This window comes from Petrimonas sp., assembly GCF_963921705.1.
Classification (GTDB): Bacteria; Bacteroidota; Bacteroidia; order Bacteroidales; family Dysgonomonadaceae; genus Petrimonas; species Petrimonas sulfuriphila.
This window is the reverse complement of record NZ_OY997410.1, coordinates 1,557,162-1,578,784: the sequence shown is the minus strand read 5'-3', so window position 1 is coordinate 1,578,784 and position 21,623 is coordinate 1,557,162. Positions and strand designations below refer to the sequence as shown.

Below are 21,623 nucleotides of genomic sequence, written 5' to 3'. Positions count from 1 at the left end.
TTTCAAAGACGATAATCAAAAAACAGCTATTTTTCGTATCTTTGCACTTCAAAAAAACGATTCCCTTTTCGGTATTATCGGTCTGTAAACATGGAATCCGGAACAGGGAACACACAACTCTATTTTATGTCAAAACAATTTAAACGCACACTGATCACATCGGCATTGCCATATGCAAACGGGCCGGTTCACATCGGACACTTAGCGGGAGTTTATGTCCCGGCAGATATCTACGCCAGGTATTTACGCCTGAAAGGAGAAGAAACCCTTTTTGTGGGTGGCTCGGATGAACACGGAATTCCCATTACCATTCGTGCCCGGAAAGAAGGTGTTACGCCTCAGGATATAGTGGATCGGTACCACGAGCTTATCAAAAAATCGTTTGAAGAGTTTGGAATTTCATTCGATATTTATTCGCGTACCACCTCCGATGTTCACAAAAAAACAGCATCCGACATGTTTCTGAAAATCTATGAAAACGGTGGATTTCAGGAAATTGAAAGCGAACAATATTACGACGAAGAAGCCGGACAATTCCTTGCCGACCGCTACATCACCGGAGCTTGTCCTCACTGCAGCAACCAACGCGCCTACGGCGACCAATGTGAACAGTGCGGCACCTCGCTTAGCCCGACCGATTTAATTAACCCTAAATCCGCTTTAAGCGGAAGCATACCCGTCATGCGAACAACCAAACACTGGTATTTACCGCTCAATGAACACGAAGCGTGGCTGCGTGAATGGATTTTGACGGAGCATAAAGAGTGGAAATCAAACGTATACGGACAATGCAAATCGTGGCTCGACCTGGGCTTGCAGCCGCGGGCCGTAAGCCGCGACCTGGATTGGGGAATACCCGTTCCGTTGAAAGATGCCGAGGGAAAAGTGCTTTACGTATGGTTTGATGCACCCATCGGTTATATTTCCAATACGAAAGAGCTGCTGCCCGACGACTGGGAAAAATGGTGGAAAGACGAAAACACCAAGCTGATCCATTTCATCGGGAAAGACAACATCGTATTCCATTGCATTGTCTTTCCGGCGATGCTCAAGGCCGAAGGTTCCTACATCTTGCCCGAAAATGTTCCGGCAAACGAATTTTTGAACCTCGAAAACGACAAAATATCCACATCACGCAACTGGGCGGTATGGTTGCACGAATACCTCGAAGAATTTCCGGGCAAACAGGATGTGTTGCGTTACGCGCTCACTGCAAACGCACCCGAAACCAAAGACAACGATTTTACGTGGAAAGATTTTCAGGCACGCAACAACAACGAGCTGGTCGCTGTTCTGGGCAATTTCATTAACCGTGCATTGGTACTCACACAGAAATATTTCGACAATCGCGTCCCGGCCTCTGGAGAGCTTACGAGCTACGACCGCGAAACCATCGTCGAATGCCAGCAAGTGAAACAAGCTGTAGAATATAATCTCGAGAGCTACCACTTCCGCGAAGCACAAAAAGAAGCGATGAACCTGGCACGCATCGGAAACAAATACCTGGCAGATACCGAACCGTGGAAAACGGCAAAAACTGACAGCGCACGCACGGCCACTATCCTGAACCTATCGCTACAGATCGTTGCCAATCTGGCCATCGTATGCGAACCCTTCCTGCCTTTTTCGACAAAGAAGATCTACGCGTTTATACATGCCAAGAAATTCGATTGGGAAAAGTTAGGGAGTTTTGACCTACTTCCTGAAGGGCACGAATTGGGAAAAGCAGAACTCCTTTTTGAGAAAATTGAAGATGAAACCATTGAAAAGCAAGTGGAAAAACTTCACGCAACCAAGGCTGCAAACGAACAGGAAGCGTACCGGGCTAAACCCGTCAAAGACAACATCATTTACGATGATTTCGACAAGCTGGATATCCGCATAGGAACCGTTCTGGAATGTGAAAAAGTGCCTAAGGCCGATAAATTGCTGAGATTCCTGCTTGACGATGGTCTCAGCAAGCGCACCATTTTATCGGGAATTGCGGCATACTACCCCCATCCCGACCAACTGGTCGGGAAACAGGTTTGTTTTATTGCCAACCTGGAACCGAGGAAATTGCGTGGCATTATGTCTGAAGGGATGATCCTTTCGGCCGAAAACGCCGACGGTTCGTTATCGTTGATTGAACCATCGGGAGAAGTGAAGCCGGGAAGCCAGATCAGCTGAATGCTTTCAATTTTATTTTTATTTTCAGGTTTATTAACATCAAAACGGTAACGTTTTTCTGTTTTTTCCATCTACAACTATATGGGATAAACATTATAGAATTAAAAACTTGCCAATTATGAAAAAATTTATTGTTTTTTTCGCTATTTTTGTCATGGGCATACCTGCCTTTGCGCAAAAAACACATCGGATCATGGGGTGGAAAATCTCCAAAGACATGCCGTTGAATGAACTGAAAGTCAACCTGCCATTTACTATTTTCGCATCGTCACCTGAAATTTCGTACGAACGGGTTTTAAATACGGACATCAGTGTAGGTGCATCTTTATTGGCAAGTTTGGATACAGACCGAAATCCGTATCAATTCGCGTTTACGCCGTATTTCCGCTGGTTTTTCGGAGGCAACAGGGAATCGATGCAGAAACTTGCAGCCGGATTCTTTATCGAAGCGAACGGGTCGATGTACTCCCAGTTAATGGACACCGGTTCCGTTTTAAACGGAGCCGGGGCAGATGGTCAAGATTCAGAAATGGGAGCCGGACTAGGATTGGCCATTGGCTGGAAATACCTTACCAGGAATAACTGGGTGGGAGAAATTTATTTGGGAGGAGGCCGAAATTTTCTTAAAAACGATTATGGTGCAGAGGCATATCCCCGTTTGGGAATTTCCATCGGGAAACGATTCTGATAATTTACACCAGACAGGTGCCAAAAATAGCGAAGCAAACCCGGCTTCGCTATTTTTATTTGTTGTGAATTGAAATGCTTTCGAGTTTATTCTGTAAATTTGCTCAATAAATACGATTACAAAGCAACAGAACGATGAAAAATTCCAGCCGACTTAAAAAATTTTTACCCGATTTAATCGTTATCATTTCATTTATCCTTATCTCATTCATCTATTTTGCACCGGCCGTAATGGACGGCCGGGTAATTACACAGGGGGATTCCCTTGCCGCTATCGGACAAGGGCAGGAGCAACGGGACTTCATGAAACGCCACGACGGTGAACGTACGCGCTGGAACCTCTCGATGTTCGGAGGGATGCCATCGTACCAGATGAGTCCCACTTACGATTCGAGCAAACCGCAGGACTTGGCGAAAAAAGCCTATGCCCTGTTTTTGCCCAATTACGTTTACCTTGTTTTTATCATGCTGCTGGGGTTCTACATCCTTATGCGGGCATTCCGGGCATCACCATTGGTCAGTGCACTGGGAGCCATTGTGTGGGCATTCTCCTCCTATTTTTTTATACTTATCGCCGCCGGTCACATCTGGAAGTTTATTACACTGGCATATATCCCACCCACCATTGCGGGATTGGTATACGTGTACCGAAAAAAATACCTGGCGGGGGCATTGTTGATCATGATTTTCGTGGCATTCCAGATTTCGGCGAACCATATTCAGATGAGTTATTACTTCTTCTTCCTGATGTTTTTCATGGTAGCAGCCTTTTTTGTACAAGCTGTTCGGGAAAAAAAACTCACCGGTTTTTTGAAATCAACCGCCGTAGTTGTCATCGCAGGGATGATTGGTGTACTGGCAAATTCCTCCAACTTGTACCACACGTATGAATACTCCAAAGAAACGATGCGCGGGAAATCAGAACTCTCGCACCACGGAGCAGAGAACAAATCGAATAACGGACTGGAGCGTGATTACATAACAGGATGGAGCTACGGAGTAGATGAAACCTGGACACTCCTCGTTCCAAACACCAAAGGCGGATCTTCTTCTGCCCGGATGTCGGAAAACCTCAAAGCGATGGAGAAAGCACGCCCTGAATACCGCGAGCTGTATAAACAAATCGCACAATACTGGGGTGAACAACCGTGGACGGCGGGGCCGGTTTACGTGGGGGCTTTTGTTTTGATGCTGTTTATTCTCGGCCTTTTTATCGTGAAAGGACCCGTAAAATGGGCGCTACTGGCAGGAACCCTTTTTTCCATACTGCTCTCGTGGGGGAAAAATTTTATGCCACTTACCGATTTCTTTATCGACTATATTCCCATGTACAACAAGTTCCGGACGGTTTCTTCAATCCTGGTAGTGGCTGAATTTTGTATTCCCCTGCTTGCAACCCTTGCGGTAAAAGAAATTGTCCAAAAGCCGGAAATCCTTAAAAAAAACATGAAATATGTAGGGATAAGCTGGGCTCTCACGGGTGGAATGGCTCTTCTCTTTTGGTTGTTGCCTGAATTATTTTTCCCCTCTTATATTTCCAACTTCGAAATGCAGCAACTGCAATCGTTGCCCACAGAACATGTTCAGACGGTTATCGGAAACCTCACGGAGATGCGCATATCCATCTTCAGAGCAGATGCCTGGCGTAGTTTTTACATCATTCTAGGAGGGGTCTTGATGCTGATCGCTTTTGTGTCCGGCAAATTAAAAGCCCAATGGATGGTGACCGGGATACTACTTCTTTGTCTAGCCGACATGTGGACGGTAAACAAAAGATACCTCAACGACAACGACTTCACCCCTAAATCAAATGAGCAACAGATGTTCGCACAAACACCAACCGACCTGCACATTTTGCAAGACACCACCAAATATTATCGGGTTCTGAATATGGCAACCAGCACATTCGACGACGGAGTTACGCCCTATTATCACAAAACCATTGGCGGTTACCATGCCGCAAAACTACGCCGATACCAGGACCTGATCGATATACACCTGATCAAGGAGATGGGAGTGTTGCAACAAGATATCATCCGTACGCAGGGCACTATGGACTCCGTAAATGCCGACGGGTACAAGGTATTGAATATGCTCAACGCCAAATGGATCATTATGCCAGCTCAAGGCGGAACCGTTCCGGTAGAGAATCCTTACGCTATGGGGAATGCCTGGTTTGTTGATAACATCCAGTTCGTAAACAACGCAGATGAAGAGATCGATGCGTTAGCGGCGATCGATTTAAGCAGGCAAGCCGTAGCCGACAAAAAATTCGAGTCTGTCTTGCAGGGATTCAACGTATCGACAGCCGATTCGGCATCCACCATCACGTTGGCCGATTACGATTCAAATTTTATTACCTACACGGTAGATGCGAAGAAAGACGAATTGGCTGTCTTTTCGGAAATTTACTACCCCAGGGGATGGGAAATTACCATTGACGGACAACCGGCCCAGATGCTACGCGCTAATTATACGTTGCGAGCCTTGCCCATTTCCGCGGGAACACACAAAGTGGAATTCCGTTTTGAGCCAGCCAGCATAAAGGTTACGGACGCAGTTGCATTTGCGGCGTTAGTTGTGATGTTGCTTACGGCAGTATGGATTGTATTTAGCGAAATAAAACAAAACAAACGAAGACAAAAACAATGAAAAAATCAATCTTTTACCTCTTTATTGTCCTGATGCTTTCCGCATGCGGAAGCGTTGTAGAAATGACAAGTTCCAAAATGAACCGGCTTGAGCTGGGTATGTCGAAAGAAGAGGTCACCCACATTTTAGGGAATGGATACACTATCGCCGAAAAACGGATTGAAGCCGGGAAGCAAATGGAAATTCTGTCTTATAGGGATTTTTATAAAGACGAAGAATTTTACATGTTTGTATTCGAGGATAACAGATTAAAAGAATGGTATCGTGATCTTTTGCCGAAAGTAGAAAAATAAGAAAGACAAAACAGGGTTTTCAAATCTGCAAACCCTGTTTTGTATAGATTTATTCCGTCGTAACTCCGGCTAATTCGGGGTCAATCATAATCCGTCCGCAATATTCGCACACAATAATCTTCTTCCCCATCTTAATATCCATTTGTTTCTGAGGCGGAATTTTATTGAAGCAACCGCCGCAGGCACCGCGCTGAATAGGTACTATTCCCAAGCCGTTGCGCGCATTCTTACGAATTCGCTTAAATGCGGTAAGCAAGCGGGGCTCAATAGTTGTTTCGGTCTTTTTCGCTTTTTCCCGGATCTTTTCTTCCTGAGCTTTGGTTTCCGAAACGATGTCATCGAGTTCCTTCTTTTTGGCTTCCAGATCGAAATTCTTTTCTTTCAGTTGTTCCTGCGCTGCAGTGATCTGTTCTTTAATCAGTTTTTCAGACTGCGTATTTTCGCGGATATGCTTTTCGGCCAATTCAATCTCAAGCGTTTCAAACTCCACCTCTTTCGATAAATGGTCGAACTCCTTGCTGTTGCGAACATTCTCGAGCTGCTTATTGTACTTCTCAATTTTTGCTTTGCTGGTTTCGATTTTGAACTTTTCCTGCTTGGTCATATCACTCAGTTCTTTCAAATCGAGTTCAAACTTATTGATACGTGTTCCTAACCCAGCGATTTCGTCGTCAAGGTCTGCTACTTCGAGAGGAAGTTCACCCCTAAGTGTTTTGATTTTGTCAATTTCCGAAAGATAGGATTGCAACTTATACAACGATTTCAGTTTTTCGTCTACTGCAATATCTTCTACGGTACTCTTTTTTCTTGTTGCCATAATTATATTATTTATTTTAGATTTCAGACCGCCTTGCTTAGAGATTTCAGATATTAGACAGTCCGGCGTCTAATGTCTTTTATAAAAAAATGCAGTAACCAAACGAGGATTATCGTTTCATCACTACATTACCTGCAACTGCGGGAACAATGTCTGACCGCTTTCTTTTACAGGTATCTCACGGGATTCGAATCGAACGCCGATTTATGTACGACAAAGGTAGGAAATTTTTTCGAAATTACATCGAAAAAGATTTCTTTTGTGCAAATTTCTGATTCGTAATGTCCTACAACTGCGAGCAATAGATGACTGTCCACGTCGTAAAAATCGTTATACCTGGCTTCCCCTGTAATAAATGCATCGGCACCGTATGCAATGGCTTCGGGAACAAGGAACGCGCCGGCACCTCCACACAAAGCCACGTCATGAATTTCCCGGTTCTGCAATTTGGTGTGACGGATAGTTGGCAAATTGAATACATCTTTCAACAGATACAAAAACTCTTGCTCCGGGATAGGTTCGGGTAATACACCCACTACCCCGCTCCCAACTTGTGCCCAGTCATTTTTGAGCGGATAAAAATCATAAGCAGGCTCTTCATAGGGGTGGACTGACAGCAAGGCTCGTAACACGTCTGCCTGCTTGAATCTGGGTAAAACGGTTTCGATCCTTACTTCTTTTTCGAAATGGAATTTCCCCGTATTTCCCACAAAAGGGTTTGCCAACTCGTTTGCCCGGAAAGTACCTTCGCCGTGTAAATTGAAACTGCACGAATCATAATTGCCAATATTTCCGGCACCGGCATTGAATAAAGCGTTCCGGACATACTCGGCGTGCGATTCAGGAACAAAGGTAACCAGTTTCAGCAAGGAGTCTTTTTTAGGGCTCAAAATCCGGAGTTGCTGCAACCCTAGCATTTCTGCCAGTTTGAAGTTCACTCCCTGAGAAGCGTTATCGAGGTTGGTGTGCGCGGCATAAATCACTATGTCGTGTTTGATAGCCTTAATCATGCATCGCTCTATATAGGTCCGTCCCGTCAACGATTTAAACGGCTTAAAGGCTAGCGGATGATGCGAAATAATCAGGTTGCATCCCAGCGAAACAGCTTCGTCAATCACACTCTCCGTCACATCGAGGCTCAGCAAGGCTGCTGTGGCTTCCCGATTTATATCGCCGACCTGAAGCCCGCTGTTATCAAAATCTTCCTGTAACGGAACGGGAGCCAGATTTTCTATCGTTTGCACTATTTCTTTTATTCGCATAACAAATACCTGTTTTATCTGCAAATATACTTCAATTTTCGTATTTTTGTGATAAACAAACAAATTAGCTTATTATGAAGTACCTCATCATTGCCTTTTTCCTGTTTCTCCCTTTCAGCCTTGTGCTGAGTCAGGATAAAAAAATAAATGTCATCGTAATTGGCGCGCACCCTGATGACCCCGACGGAACGGCCGGCGGAACAGCTATAAAATTTGCAGAACTCGGGCACAACGTATTGTTTGTATCGCTCACGAACGGAGACGCCGGACATCAATCAAAGGGCGGAGGAGCGTTGGCAAAAATTCGCAGAGGCGAAGCACAGGAAGCCGGAAAGCGATTGGGAGTGACATACAGGGTTCTCGATAATCACGACGGCGAGTTGCTCCCCACCCTCGAAGTGCGTCACCAGGTAATCCGGCTGATTCGTGAATGGGAGGCCGACATAGTAATCGGCCCCCGCCCGTACGATTATCATCCCGATCACCGGAACACGGCCCTGTTGTTGCAAGATGCAGCCTACATGGTGATTGTTCCTAACGTGGCATCCGATACTCCTCCCTTGAAAAGAAATCCCGTTTTCCTTTATGCACAAGACCGGTTTCAAAAGCCTTATCCGTTTATTCCGGATATTGCCATCGATATTTCTGACGTCCTGGACCGGAAAATTTACGCAATGGCGGCACACGAATCCCAATATTTCGAGTGGTTGCCGTGGACCGTTTCGCAAGAACAAAACGTTCCTAAAAAAGAAAAAGAACGGATCGAGTGGTTGAAATCCGGCAGAAGAAGAACGATAATTCCCGCGGTGAAAGAGGCTCTTGAGAAATGGTACGGAAAGGAAAAAGCAGACAAGATTACCGATGCCGAAGCCTTTGAAATATGCGAATACGGAAGACAACCCAACGAATCCGAAATCAGGGAATTATTTCCCATGATTGGTAAATAAAACTTCAAAAACAGACAACACGAAAACCATCTATTTATGAGAAAACTATTGACTATTGTTGTGCTCCTGTTACTTTTTCCGCTGGCTTTTTATGCGTTGAACAGGACAAAAAAAACTGTTCACCTGCCTGTTTTTCAACAGACACCCATTTTTTTTAATCCGGCGGACTATCCCGACGGTCTGGTAGAAAAAGAGGGACTGATCTATTTGGGAAACGGACGTATTGTACTGAAAAAAGTTCGCGTTCCCCAATTCAAAAATTATACCGAAGTCGAAATTGCCGTTACGCTCGTTTCAAATGGTGATCCCTGGGACAAATCGGGGTCTTGCTTTGTGATTCCAAAATCTTCAAAAATCACAATGATCGATATCGCCCGCAATTCGGCCGCCTATCCGCAGCAAGACACGGTGAAACATGAATCTTTGATCGGGATTGTACAAGGAAAAGATTATTTGCCGACTGTAGAATTGATGCGATTCATGACACCTTTCGGAGTGGGACACTTCAGCCGGAATGACGATCCGGTATCGGTCAAACGACGCCCGGTTTATGTGGATGGATGGGCGGAAAACGTTATATGGAAACAGGAAATATCGGATTTGCTGCCCCTGCTCGAAGACGAAGCCTATATAGGCGTTTATATTGACACCTGGACAAAAGAAGGTTACCGCATTGACGTTCAACTCTCCTTTACCGAAAGTAATTTGCGCGGTGACAAAAAACCGCATCTGCATGTTGAGCCGTTGATAAATACCAATTATTACGTCGGACAGCGGCATCCCGATATTTTCTCACGAAGGGATGTGGAGGTCCCGTTTATCATTCCAGAAAAAGCAAAAAATATCCGCCTAAAATATATTGCTACCGGACACGGCGGTCATTCCGGCGGAGATGAGTTCCGTCCGCAGCGAAATATACTGAAGATTGATGGCTCGGAGGTGTTGAATTTTCTGCCCTGGCGAACGGATTGTGCTTCGTTTCGACGTTTCAATCCCACATCCGGTGTATGGCTGCAAAAAAGGACAATGGCTTATATTAGCAACGAAGGTAAACGTGCCGAAAAAGAAATCGAAGAGCCGCTCGCTTCATCCGATTTATCACGAAGCAACTGGTGTCCAGGTAGTGATGTTTCCCCCATAGAGGTCGAACTGCCCAATCTGTCCGCAGGTAGTCACAGTCTGACCATAAGCATCCCCGAAGCAAGGCCCATTGAGGAAAACAAGTTGAACCACTGGCTTGTTTCGGCATATTTGGTGTGGGAAGAATAGGTTATGGTTTCACAGGGAAAATCTTTCGCATGGTGTCGGCAAAAACGGCTCCCATCCGTTGTTGAATGTATTGCTCTTTCCCGTTTTCGGGATGCCATCCAAAAATTTCACCGTCAATTTCTTGTTTATCACCCGCAAACAAACGGCTTATTTGTTCTCCCGTAACCGGATGAAGAGCATTCCTGGAGAACCCGATGAATTTATCGAACTCCACTACCGGAAATCCCCATTTTTCGGCCAGTTTTCTCACGGAAGTGTTGTAGGTTACCCTTCCGTCGTGCCAATCGGTGCAAAGCACAACGACAGCAGGTTTTCCACTCCGGCTGTTGAAATATTTCGATTTCCTGTCAAACTTCAGGTTGTAACAATCGGCAAGGTACCGTTTGATGACGTAGTCGAACGCAGCGGCGTAATTGCTCCGGTCGAAAGGCACCGAGTACTCGGTGTAGTTAGGCTTTAGCTGCGATTCGTCGAAGACATCCCTGTCGTGAACCTGCATAATCACAAGAGCATCAATATGTTCCAGTTCTTCGATGGTGTATAATGTTCCGTCAATAATCCGGTTGGCAGCATCGGCAATAGCTTCACCGCCAATGGCTCTGTTAAGCGGGTTGGCATCCGACAGTTCACAACCGATTTCGAACCAACCGTTGTTGGGCGACGCAAAGGAAGCTCCAGTCAATAAAAAAGTATAACTCTTTTTGCTTGCGTTATCTTGAGCAGATAGAGTAAGAATACACAAAGCAAGTAAAACTGTAAAAACAGGGATTCGTTTCATTGTAAGTTTGATTTTGTTGGAAGTGCAAACTTACTAAAAATCCGCAAACATTAATTGTACAGACAGCATTTACCGGGTTAAAAAATCCACGCGTACGAAACTTTCACCAGAAAATCGTTTTGAGGAGCAGCCTCAAATAAATCGCCCAGGTAATCCCTAAAACGGAACACACCCTCATTCCCCTGCACCGTTCTTCCTTGCGACCATACCAGGTAGAGTACAGACCCGGGTTTGTACTCCCACCGGTAAACCAGGTTAGAGCGGAATTGAAGAAAATAAAAATCGGGATTATCATAGGGAAGGTATCCATAGCTGTGAATCGATCGCTAAATCTATCTGCCCGCGGATGAGTTACAGTTTTAAAACCGTAATAATCTCCCGAAAACAGATAGGGAAGCGCATACCACTGCAGTGACATATCGGGAGTAATGCCGTAATTTACCCGAACCGACATAGATGCGATATTTTGGTCGATGGACGACAGGATATATGCAGGACTGTCTCCCGTCACCGTACGCACATACTGTTGATGCCCGGTAGCTTTGACGTACTGTGGATAAAGTGAAAGCGAAAGCCGGTTATTGGGTTTGTAGGTAATGTCTAATCCATAAGAAATGGAACGCCTTGAATGCTCGAAGCCATGAGAAAAGTTCATTTCGTATTCTAGGCTTAACTTCTTTCGGCTGTCCGATTCAACGGAAAACCACGAATTAATTACTCCGGGCGTTTTGAGTGCAGGTCCGCCCCTCAGCATTGAATTGGATAATCCCGGATAATTAATATTCAACCCTCCGGCAATGTCGTAATAATTGGTAAACTGAATGTACCCGAATGCTTCGTTTCCCCACTCCAGCGAAGTTCCGGAAAAATCCCTCACGTTATACCAGGAACCATTAAACTGATATTCGTTCACGATGCCTTTCGGGCGCCATTCGTTCCATGCTGCCCATATCCCGTTCAGAAACATATCGGCATTGGGTTTAAAACCAACATCGTTAAATTCCAGTCCGGGGGAGCTCCAACTACTGAATCCCAAAAGATTAAAGTGCCCCGAAGCTTTACCTCCACTGACCGATCCGCCAAAACCGCTCAGCGATGTACGTTCTCCATCAAGTTCCAAATGCTTTGCATCGGGCCGTTGGTAATACCTTGCCGACGATTTCTGTAATTGAATCATCGCTTCCTGAGATCCACGCAAGTGGCTGAAGAATGCCCTGGCCGTTATAAAATAGGATTTCTCTTTCCAATATCTGGTTAAATTCAGTCCTGTGGTGTACGCTGAACCAGGCAGCGTTCTGAATTGATCTTCATCTATCTTACGGTTAGTGGCTGTAAATATCCCACCTATAATAAGGTTTCCGCTATCAAGATCCTGTTCCAGCCGGCCCACGAAATAATTTGACATCGGCTCCACGGCATATTTCGACCGTTCTCCACTATGATCTATTTCACTGTACATTTTCTGCGTCACCGCATTCAGTATTCCGATGGAGGTTCCTTCACGTGTTTTTCCAGAAACTTTTACCGCGCCAAGGATGTTTGTTCACCCGGGTTCACGCACATATTCGCCCTCTTTTTTAGTGTAACTAAGGTGTGGCTCTCTTCCCAACCGACGAGAATAAAAAAGCTTATTCCGTTCGTTGTTGGTCAAATCGAACGGGTAATGGTAAATATTACTCCCTTCCACAAAGAAAGGCCGTTTTTCATCAAAATACGTTTCGAAATTGGTTAGGTTCACCACCGACGGGTCGGCTTCCACTTGCCCGAAATCGGGATTTACCGTGAAATTCAGTGTAATGTCGTGGGTAATACTGACCTTACCGTCCACTCCCACTGACGCTTTTGTACGGGTTCCCGTAGCAAACGGATTTCCTTTTTCCTTTTCCGAAAGGGTAAGCTGAGAAAGGGCAAAAGGAACAATCTCGATGTCTTTTTTGGGATTAATGTTACGAATACCATCCAGAACGCCGAAATTACCTATAAATTTGGCCGAAGCTTTGTCGATAGGCTGCCAGAACGAACGCTCCTGGTGGCGATAAACGTGCCGCATCACCTCCAGGCCCCAACGGTATTGATTGTTCTTTCCGAAACGAAGCTGAGAATAGGGTATACGTATTTCGGCATACCATCCGTCGGGTTGCAGGGAAGTTCTCACTTCCCAAATCGGGTCCCAACTGTAGTCCTCGTCGTTCTCCTCCGTTAGCCTCCAGTCGGTTTTACTTCCTGCGGCGGTAACCAGAAACGCAAAAGCCGTCATCTTATCTTCGTAACTGTCTATGGCAATGGCAACCGCATCACCATCAGCATCGTCACGTCTAGAAACACGGCGGACAATCTTACCGGGTTCGGCGTCGAGTGCCTTTATAGCTATGTATAAATTATCGTCATCGTAGACAATAGCAAATTGAGTTTGTTGAGAAGGTTGGGCACCGGAATGGGGTTCAAACTGCACAAAATCACTTCCCCAGACGGCATTCAGCCAGCAGTCGTCTGTCAGTTGACCGTCTATATCCGGTACTTGCTGCGTGCGTGAAGTAGTGTAGGTTCTTGTTTGGGAAAAAGCCAATAACGAAAACAAGAAAAACAACAGTGTGTAGTAAATTTTCATCATATTTTGTTGGGTATATCCATAAGACGTAACAAAGGCCTTTTCCGTTACAAATTTTGTGACGTTTTTACCCCTTCAACCTTTCTCTCCTCCGTCTCAATGATTATGGCCGCTACCGTTTTCCAAAATGTCGTGAAGCGCTTCAACCGAATGCGTGTAATCAACGTAAGCCTCCACGTAAGCACGTCCTTCTTCGGCGGAATTGTTTTTCCCCTTGTTGAGTGTTTCCACCTTGTGGTATTTCTCCCTGATCACACTTCCGATATGGTTGTTCAATTGGACAAGTAATTTGTGAATATCGTTGTTCTCGATGGCTTTATCACTCAACACAATTATTTGTTTGGTAGTTCCTGCCGGTTTTAACCCGGTATAGGGTGCGCCTTCCGTTTCCCGATGCAACCTCACAAGCGTTTCGAAAAAATGCTTTTCAAGGATGGCGTAAATTTCCCGGTCACCCGATTTCAAACCGTAGACCTTATTGAACAAACCGGATATTTCAGCTTCCTGTTCCCGGGTAATCCATTTGAAGACCAAATTCACGTTGTTTGTTTCAAGCGCTTTAACCGCATCCTTAATCACAGGGCCGTCGTACGAGTCACAATGAGCAAAGAGAGGTGTTGATGCAAAAAACAGCAGTACGGAAATAAACAACCCAGGCAACACACTTTTGAAAGAGTTTCTACGAGCAGGTACATTTTTCACATCTACTACTTCAACATTTAATTCTTTTGTTTTCATTTTAAATTCATTTTAAAAAAGTTAATAATAAAATTTTCTGAAAACAAAAGTATACATCTCTCTCCCTCTGTGCGACCTACTTTGTAATTTAGGACCTATTTCCGGCAAAAAAATGGTTTTCCGGTTGAATCATACCAAGCGTTTTCAAACGGTCAAATCAATCCTGATCCTTCAGGATAAGCCGAAGCGAGTTATTTCGAGTAACATAATTCCACGCCCAATTGATAAAAACAATGAGTTTGTTGCGCACACTAAGTATAAGCATCAGGTGAAGGAACATCCAGACAAGCCACGCGAACCGTCCTTTAAATTTAGCAAAGGGCAGGTCTACTACAGCCTTGTTTCTGCTAACAGTTGCCATAGTTCCAAGGTTACGGTATTCATAAGGACGGAGATTAGTCTTCCTTAAATGGATGTACTGAAGGTTTTTTGCCAAGTTTTTGCCGTGCCCTATGGCAACATTTGCCACCTGGGGATGCCCCTTGGGATAGTTGGAGGTTTCCATATAAGCCACGTCTCCGATAGCAAAAACATCGTTGAGTCCCTCCACCCGGTTTATCCGGTCGACTTTAATTCTTCCGCCTCTCACTATGGATTGTGGAGGAATACCATCAAGTGCATTACCGGTGATACCGGCTGACCAGATAACGCTTTTGGAACGAATGGTTTCGCCATTGTTGAGTGTGATTTCATTTCCGTCGTAATTGGTTACAATCACGTTGGTTTTTACAATCACACCCATATCACGCAGGTATTTTTCGGAATAGTCTTGTGCAAATCGACTCATGGTGGACAGCGTGTTCGACCCTCCTTCCAGGAGATACACACTGACCTTAGACGAATCGATATGGGGATAGTCTTTCGGAAGTACTTCGCGCTTCATCTCGACAAATGCGCCGGCCATCTCAACACCTGTGGCGCCTGCACCCACAATAACGATGTTGTACAAGCCTTCCTTATCAGTTTCGTAAAGGAGTTTTTCAAAATTCATCAGGATAAAGTTTCGTACATTAATGGCCTGGTAAGTAGATTTTAATCCCAATGCATATTCTTCTACCTGGCGGTTCCCGTAGAAGTTAGTCCGCGACCCGGTGGCAATAACCAGATAATCGTATGAAAATATACCGATAGAAGTGTCTATCGTTTTCTCTCCGGCGTTAAGGGAATATACTTTTGCAAGGCGGATCCGGACATCTTTTCTGTTCTGAAATATTTTACGAATGGGGAATGAAACGGTTGACGGTTCTATTTGCGAAGCAGCTACCTGATAAAACAGAGGAGGAAATTGGTGATGATTTATTTTATCTATGACAAGAATATCAAATCTGTTTTTTTTCAAATGCCGTACAAACTGTAATCCCCCAAAACCACAACCAATAACTACGACCTTTTTCATTGTTCAAAAATTAGTTGATAAATCAAGTTTTAATAGATCATGCGCATTCATTTTAATCATAAAACGTCTGAAACGGCAGAATGTTTTCAAAGGGTCGGACAGCTTGACAAATATCTAAAAAGCAGAAAGCGCTACGAATCACTCGCGGCGCTTTCTTAATGTTTAACATTTTAAAAATCACAGCTTCGCTGTGGTTACATCTTGGTTCAGTCTTTTAGTCCTTCACCTTCGGCAGATGCTCCCTCAGCGATTTGCGTTTTGTCCTGTGTATCAACTTTTTCTGTCACAGGAACTTCTGAAGCATTCACTTCTTTTGTATCTTTTAGTTCAACGGTTTCTTCAGCCTTAACTTCTTCAGCTTTTGCTTCTTCTTTTTTCACTTTCGAGTCCTTGGCTTTAGAATCTGCAGCAGCAACTGGAGCGGCGGCACCCGTAGCTTTTCTACGTGAACGGCGCGTTTTTGCTTTCTTGACTCCGCCTTCACCCAACATGTTTTCGTTGTAGTCAACCAACTCGATGAAGCACATTGCTGCATTATCTCCCAAGCGATAGCCTGTTTTGATGATGCGGGTATACCCTCCGGGACGATCAGCTACTTTTTGCGAAATATACTGAAAAAGTTCGGTAACTGCAAATTTATTTTGCAAAATACTGAAAACTACTCTTCGCGAACTGGTGGTGTCCTCTTTTGATTTGGTGATGATAGGTTCTACAAACTTTCTTAATTCCTTGGCTTTAGGCACAGTAGTGAAAATACGTTTGTGCATGATGAGCGATGTTGCCATGTTCGATAACATGGCATCGCGATGTGCAGCTTTACGTCCTAAATGATTATTTTTCTTATTGTGTCTCATTATCGTTAATCTTTATCTAATTTATATTTCGAGATATCCATACCGAACGACAGGCTTAAATTATCAAGTAACTCCTCCAGCTCAGTAAGCGATTTTTTTCCGAAGTTTCTGAACTTCAACAAATCGTTTTTGTTGTGCATCACCAGATGACCCAGGGTTTCCACTTCAGCCGCTTTCAGGCAGTTGAGCGCACGAACCGAAAGATTCAGGTCAGACAATTTGCGTTTCAGCAATTGACGCATGTGCAACACTTCTTCGTCGAATTCCTCGATATTCTCTGTACCGGTGGTTTCTACCATCATCTTGGCTTCGTCAGAGAACAACGCAAAATGCTGGATAAGGATTTTAGCAGCCTCCTTTAACGCATCTTTCGGTTGGATGGACCCATCCGTGGTAACTTCGATAATTAATTTTTCGTAGTCGGTCTTTTGCTCGATACGGTAATTCTCTATTTCGTATTTTACATTTCTGATAGGCGTGAAAATAGAGTCGATAGCAATGGTTTGCACGTCTTCAGAAGGCAACATAGCACGATTTTCCTCAGCTGGAACATATCCACGTCCCTTGTTGATGGTCAGTTCGAGCCGTAATTCAGCTTTCTTCTCTAAATGACAGATTTCAAGTTCAGGATTCAGAACTTCAAAACCAGTCAGTAATTTGCCAACATCTCCGGCTTTAAACACATTCGTGCCCGATACATTGAGACTTACTTTTTCCGTATCAAATTCTTCTACTATCCTTTTAAACCTAATTTTTTTCAGATTCAGGATAATAGTCGTCACATCTTCAATTATACCCGGAATAGAAGCAAATTCATGTTCAACACCGTCAAACTTTACCGATGTAATTGCATATCCTTCGAGAGAAGAAAGCAAAATACGGCGCAACGCGTTACCAATGGTAATGCCGTATCCGGGCTCCAGCGGACGGAATTCGAACTTCCCGGAGAACGCATTCTCCTGGATCATGATTACTTTATCGGGTTTTTGGAATGCTAATATTGCCATGAAATTATTGTTTAGAATATAATTCTACGATCAATTGTTCTTTAATGTTTTCGGGGATATCAGCTCTTTCGGGCAAATGCAGAAACTTACCGCTCATAGATGCTCTGTCCCACTCTAACCAAGGATATTTACTGTGATTGAAACCGGTAAGTGCATTTGAGATCACTTCCAACGATTTCGATTTTTCTCTCACACCGACAACTTCTCCGGCTCTCACGCTATACGACGGAATGTTTACTACTTTTCCATTTACGGTGATATGACGGTGCGATACAAGCTGACGGGCAGCTGCTCTTGTAGGTGCTATACCTAATCGATAAACGACGTTGTCTAAACGCGATTCCAATAACTGAAGCAGTACTTCACCTGTAATACCGCGGCTACGGGCAGCTTTTTCGAAAGTTAACCGGAATTGTTTTTCCAATACTCCGTAAGTATATTTTGCACGTTGTTTTTCACGCAACTGAATTCCGTATTCCGACGTTTTACGTCTACGTGTATTTCCGTGCTGTCCCGGGGGGTAGTTCTTTTTAGAAAGAACCTTATCGGGACCGAAAATAGGTTCACCGAATTTTCGGGCGATTTTTGTTTTTGGACCAGTATATCTTGCCATTTTTACAAATTAAACTTTTTCTACTGAAGCCTAAACTGTGCAGCCGCGATTACAGAGAAGTATATTGTAATCAAATCACAGCTCAAGTTTCTGTATGATTGAAACTTATGATTATTTACTTTTTTTTGATGTTCAGACGAATAACTACCGGATCAGACTCTTCTAGCTTTGGGTGGACGACAGCCATTGTGAGGAATGGGTGTAACGTCTACAATCTCGGTCACCTCAATTCCTGCACCGTGAATGGTTCTGATAGCTGACTCGCGGCCGTTTCCCGGACCTTTCACATAAGCTTTCACCTTACGGAGCCCCAGGTCATAAGCCACTTTAGCGCAGTCTGAAGCCACCATTTGAGCCGCGTAAGGGGTGTTCTTTTTAGAACTTCTGAAGCCCATTTTTCCGGCTGATGACCAGCTTATCACTTCTCCGTTATCGTTGGTTAATGAAACAATGATGTTATTGAACGATGAAGAGATGTGAGCCTGTCCTTCGGCACTTACTTTAACGTTTCTCTTTTTTGCTGCAACTGTTCTTTTTGCCATATTCCTTATCTGTTATTTAGTAGCTTTTTTCTTATTAGCAACGGTTTTCTTTCTTCCTTTTCGCGTACGTGCATTGTTCTTGGTGCTTTGTCCGCGGACAGGTAACCCGATACGATGGCGGATACCACGGTAGCAGCCGATATCCATCAGTCGTTTAATGTTCAACTGTACTTCAGAGCGAAGATCTCCTTCCACTTTGTATTCGGTTGAAATAATCTCACGAATACGTGCTGCCTGATCGTCTGTCCAATCTTTTACTTTGATATCTCTATCCACTTCGGCTTTAGCTAAAATACTGTTTGCCGAGCTGCGTCCGATGCCATAGATATAAGTTAACGCTACCTCGCCTCTCTTATTTTGCGGCAAATCGACCCCTACAATTCTTATAGCCATATAATTTTTTTAAATTGTTATTTTTTAATCTTATCCCTGACGTTGTTTGAACTTGGGATTCTTTTTGTTGATAATGTATAAACGGCCTTTTCTGCGAACAATTTTACAGTCAGCCGTACGTTTTTTTAAAGATGCTCTTACTTTCATATTTGTATTTTTTAGATGTCAGACATCAGATTTTAGATTTTAGACAATTATGGTCCGACGTCTATTATCTGATATCTAATTTTCTTGTTTTATTTATATCTGAATGAAATCCTTCCTTTCGAAAGATCGTAAGGCGACATTTCTACTCGCACTCTGTCTCCGGGTAAAATCCGGATGTAATGCATACGCATTTTCCCCGAGATGTGTGCGGTAATTTCATGTCCGTTTTCTAATTCTACACGGAACATAGCATTAGACAATGCTTCTACTATTGTTCCGTCTTGTTCAATTGCTGTTTGTTTAGCCATTTCCGCTCTTTTTAATTGTTGCTTGTTTCCTGAATAAACTCAAATGTCGACAAAATATCGGCTTTCCCGTTTCGGATAGCTACAGTGTGTTCAAAATGTGCCGATGGTTTGCGGTCCTTAGTTCGAACCGTCCATCCGTCGTTTTCAAACACCACATTTTTACTTCCCATATTGATCATCGGTTCAATGGCAATACACATTCCGTTTTTCAATAACGGACCTGTCCCTCTTCTACCATAATTCGGCACTTCGGGCGCTTCGTGCATGTCTCTGCCTATTCCGTGACCTACCAATTCCCTTACAACCGAATAACCGTGTGACTCACAATAAGTTTGTATAGTGAAACCGATGTCTCCCACTCTCTTATCGTGACAGGCCTGTTCGATGCCTTTGTAAAGCGCTTCTTTGGTAACGTTAAGTAATTGTTTAATCTCTTCTCTTACCTCTCCCACGCAGAACGTGTATGCCGAATCGCCACAATATCCCTGTTTGTTTGTACCGCAATCAATGGATATGATGTCGCCCTCTTGCAAAGGGTGATTGTTGGGAATTCCGTGCACCACTTTTTCATTTACCGAAGCACAAATGGAATTAGGAAAACCGCCGTATCCTAAAAAGGTGGGGATAGCTCCGTGATCCCTGATAAACTCCTCCGCAATTTTGTCGAGTTGAAGTGTCGTCACCCCGGGTTTGATGTGTTTGGAAAGCTCTCCCAGAGTCATTCCTACCAAACGGTTGCTTTGACGCATCAATTCGATTTCTTCGTCGGTTTTCAGTATGATCGTTCTACTATTCATCCCCATTTATTCGCCAGAAACTTAATAAGCTGCAATTGAGCCGGACCGGCCTTTAATTTTAGCTCCCGATTTAAGGAAACCATCGTAATGACGCATCAGCAAGTGACTTTCTATCTGTTGCAAGGTGTCGAGCACTACTCCAACAAGAATCAGCAACGAGGTTCCTCCGAAAAATTGTGCAAACTGCGAATTTATCCCGGTAATTCCAGCAAAAGCAGGCATAATAGCTACTAATGCCAAGAAAATTGACCCAGGAAACGTGATCCTTGACATGACAAGATCGATGTACTCCGCCGTCCTTTTACCGGGTTTTACACCGGGAATAAAGCCGTTGTTTCTCTTCAGGTCTTCTGCCATTTGAATAGGATTAACGGTAATTGCCGTATAGAAATAGGTGAAAGCAATAATCAGCAACGCAAAGATGAAATTATACGAAAAACTGGTGTAATTCATCAGCGAAGCCCAAAAACCGCCGCCCTCTCCTACTGAGAACTGAGCAATAGTAAGCGGTATAAACATAATCGCCTGTGCAAAGATGATAGGCATTACGTTAGCTGCATTCACTTTTAGAGGGATATACTGGCGCACACCACCGTATTGCTTGTTACCCACAATACGTTTGGCATACTGTACAGGTATCTTTCTCGTGCCTTGTACCAACATAATCGCTCCGGCTATAACCACCATCAGGAAAATGATTTCGAGCAGGAAGAGCACCAATCCCCCGGGAGCATTGAGTAACCGGTCGAACTCAGCGACCAAAGCATGCGGCAGACGGGCAATAATACCAATCAGGATGATAAAGGAAATACCGTTACCAATACCTTTGTCGGTAATTCTTTCTCCCAGCCACAGCACAAACATACTGCCACCGGCGAGAATAATGGTTGAAGGAATTACCCAGTCAAACAATCCTCCCGGAATTGCCGATCCCAAAGCTCCGTAGATATAAGCGGGCCCTTGAAAAAGCAAAATGGCAACCGTCAGATAACGGGTATACTGGTTCATCTTCGTACGTCCACTTTCTCCTTCGCGTTGCATTTTCTGGAAAGCCGGAACGGCAATACCCAACAACTGCATCACGATGGAGGCAGAGATGTAGGGCATAATTCCCAACGCAAAAATTGAAGCGTTCGCAAACGCACCTCCCGAGAACATATCGAGCAATCCCAGCAGACCTGAGCTTGCATTGGCCTGTAAGGCCTCGAGTTGCAGCGGGTTAACACCCGGAAGTACGACAAATGAACCGAACCGGTATATGGCTATAAAACCCACCGTGATGAGTAACCTCATCCGCAGGTCTTCAATTTTCCAAATATTTTTTACTGTCTGTACAAATCCCATTT

At 44.2% G+C, this 21,623-nt stretch carries 19 protein-coding genes and 2 pseudogenes; 6 read left to right on the top strand and 15 right to left on the bottom strand.

The genetic code is table 11. The features are described 5' to 3' along the window. The first annotated feature begins 126 nt into the window (after nucleotides 1-126). From metG to AACM02_RS06590, 4 genes are all read left to right on the top strand, one after another. Nucleotides 127-2,169: a methionine--tRNA ligase gene (metG, locus tag AACM02_RS06605; protein WP_339116439.1), complete on the top strand. Its 2,043-nt coding sequence runs from the start codon at nucleotides 127-129 to the stop codon at nucleotides 2,167-2,169. A gap of 118 nt (nucleotides 2,170-2,287) precedes the next feature. Continuing rightward, on the top strand, nucleotides 2,288-2,857 hold the full coding sequence (locus AACM02_RS06600) for a hypothetical protein (RefSeq protein WP_339116438.1): 570 nt from the start codon (nucleotides 2,288-2,290) through the stop codon (nucleotides 2,855-2,857). Between the two features lie 134 nt (nucleotides 2,858-2,991). After that, entirely contained in the window at nucleotides 2,992-5,508 is a 2,517-nt protein-coding gene (locus AACM02_RS06595; protein WP_339116437.1) for a YfhO family protein, read from the top strand. Then, nucleotides 5,505-5,801, top strand: a complete 297-nt coding sequence (locus AACM02_RS06590; protein ID WP_332456310.1) for a lipoprotein — start codon at nucleotides 5,505-5,507, stop codon at nucleotides 5,799-5,801. The genes AACM02_RS06595 and AACM02_RS06590 overlap by 4 nt, the downstream gene beginning before the upstream one ends. Nucleotides 5,802-5,850: 49 nt before the next feature. On the opposite strand, the gene AACM02_RS06585 is transcribed toward AACM02_RS06590, so the two are convergent. Next, complete coding sequence (locus tag AACM02_RS06585) at nucleotides 5,851-6,618, bottom strand: zinc ribbon domain-containing protein (RefSeq protein ID WP_332456311.1); 768 nt, start codon at nucleotides 6,616-6,618, stop codon at nucleotides 5,851-5,853. Between the two features lie 167 nt (nucleotides 6,619-6,785). Further along, entirely contained in the window at nucleotides 6,786-7,880 is a 1,095-nt protein-coding gene (locus AACM02_RS06580) for a Nif3-like dinuclear metal center hexameric protein (protein WP_339116436.1), read from the bottom strand. Nucleotides 7,881-7,954: 74 nt separating this feature from the next. Here AACM02_RS06580 and AACM02_RS06575 point away from each other — a divergent pair, with 74 nt between their 5' ends. Then, nucleotides 7,955-8,827: a PIG-L deacetylase family protein gene (locus AACM02_RS06575; protein ID WP_214063195.1), complete on the top strand. Its 873-nt coding sequence runs from the start codon at nucleotides 7,955-7,957 to the stop codon at nucleotides 8,825-8,827. Nucleotides 8,828-8,863: 36 nt separating this feature from the next. Beyond that, nucleotides 8,864-10,096: a PNGase F N-terminal domain-containing protein gene (locus AACM02_RS06570; RefSeq protein ID WP_339116435.1), complete on the top strand. Its 1,233-nt coding sequence runs from the start codon at nucleotides 8,864-8,866 to the stop codon at nucleotides 10,094-10,096. A 1-nt stretch (nucleotide 10,097) separates the two neighbouring features. Here AACM02_RS06570 and AACM02_RS06565 read toward each other — a convergent pair whose 3' ends face one another. The 13 genes and pseudogenes from AACM02_RS06565 to secY all read right to left on the bottom strand — a co-directional run bounded on the left by AACM02_RS06565 (nucleotide 10,098) and on the right by secY (nucleotide 21,621). Next, complete coding sequence (locus tag AACM02_RS06565) at nucleotides 10,098-10,874, bottom strand: DUF5040 domain-containing protein (protein ID WP_339116434.1); 777 nt, start codon at nucleotides 10,872-10,874, stop codon at nucleotides 10,098-10,100. Between the two features lie 103 nt (nucleotides 10,875-10,977). After that, nucleotides 10,978-13,482: pseudogene (locus tag AACM02_RS06560) on the bottom strand (DUF5916 domain-containing protein). A 96-nt stretch (nucleotides 13,483-13,578) separates the two neighbouring features. After that, nucleotides 13,579-14,220 carry a DUF6448 family protein gene (locus AACM02_RS06555; protein ID WP_332456316.1) on the bottom strand — a complete coding sequence of 214 codons (642 nt, stop codon included), beginning with the start codon at nucleotides 14,218-14,220 and terminating at the stop codon, nucleotides 13,579-13,581. 157 nt (nucleotides 14,221-14,377) lie between these two features. After that, the gene (locus AACM02_RS06550) at nucleotides 14,378-15,616 is read right to left on the bottom strand and encodes an NAD(P)/FAD-dependent oxidoreductase (protein WP_339116433.1); all 1,239 of its coding nucleotides are present in this window, start codon (nucleotides 15,614-15,616) and stop codon (nucleotides 14,378-14,380) included. A gap of 437 nt (nucleotides 15,617-16,053) precedes the next feature. Next, a pseudogene (gene rplQ / locus AACM02_RS06545) lies at nucleotides 16,054-16,470 on the bottom strand (50S ribosomal protein L17); the annotation flags it as partial. Between the two features lie 5 nt (nucleotides 16,471-16,475). Continuing rightward, nucleotides 16,476-17,477 carry a DNA-directed RNA polymerase subunit alpha gene (locus tag AACM02_RS06540; protein ID WP_332456318.1) on the bottom strand — a complete coding sequence of 334 codons (1,002 nt, stop codon included), beginning with the start codon at nucleotides 17,475-17,477 and terminating at the stop codon, nucleotides 16,476-16,478. 4 nt (nucleotides 17,478-17,481) lie between these two features. Further along, complete coding sequence (rpsD, locus tag AACM02_RS06535; protein WP_332456319.1) at nucleotides 17,482-18,090, bottom strand: 30S ribosomal protein S4; 609 nt, start codon at nucleotides 18,088-18,090, stop codon at nucleotides 17,482-17,484. Between the two features lie 152 nt (nucleotides 18,091-18,242). Beyond that, entirely contained in the window at nucleotides 18,243-18,632 is a 390-nt protein-coding gene (gene rpsK / locus AACM02_RS06530; RefSeq protein WP_214025322.1) for a 30S ribosomal protein S11, read from the bottom strand. A 12-nt stretch (nucleotides 18,633-18,644) separates the two neighbouring features. Next, a complete protein-coding gene (gene rpsM, locus AACM02_RS06525) occupies nucleotides 18,645-19,025 on the bottom strand; it encodes a 30S ribosomal protein S13 (protein WP_214061922.1) in 381 nt (126 codons plus the stop codon). Nucleotides 19,026-19,055: 30 nt separating this feature from the next. Further along, complete coding sequence (ykgO, locus tag AACM02_RS06520) at nucleotides 19,056-19,172, bottom strand: type B 50S ribosomal protein L36 (protein ID WP_076929107.1); 117 nt, start codon at nucleotides 19,170-19,172, stop codon at nucleotides 19,056-19,058. 89 nt (nucleotides 19,173-19,261) lie between these two features. Next, complete coding sequence (gene infA / locus AACM02_RS06515; protein WP_214025320.1) at nucleotides 19,262-19,480, bottom strand: translation initiation factor IF-1; 219 nt, start codon at nucleotides 19,478-19,480, stop codon at nucleotides 19,262-19,264. A gap of 11 nt (nucleotides 19,481-19,491) precedes the next feature. After that, complete coding sequence (gene map, locus AACM02_RS06510; protein ID WP_332456320.1) at nucleotides 19,492-20,277, bottom strand: type I methionyl aminopeptidase; 786 nt, start codon at nucleotides 20,275-20,277, stop codon at nucleotides 19,492-19,494. A gap of 21 nt (nucleotides 20,278-20,298) precedes the next feature. After that, the gene (gene secY / locus AACM02_RS06505; RefSeq protein ID WP_332456321.1) at nucleotides 20,299-21,621 is read right to left on the bottom strand and encodes a preprotein translocase subunit SecY; all 1,323 of its coding nucleotides are present in this window, start codon (nucleotides 21,619-21,621) and stop codon (nucleotides 20,299-20,301) included. Nucleotides 21,622-21,623 lie beyond the last annotated feature (2 nt).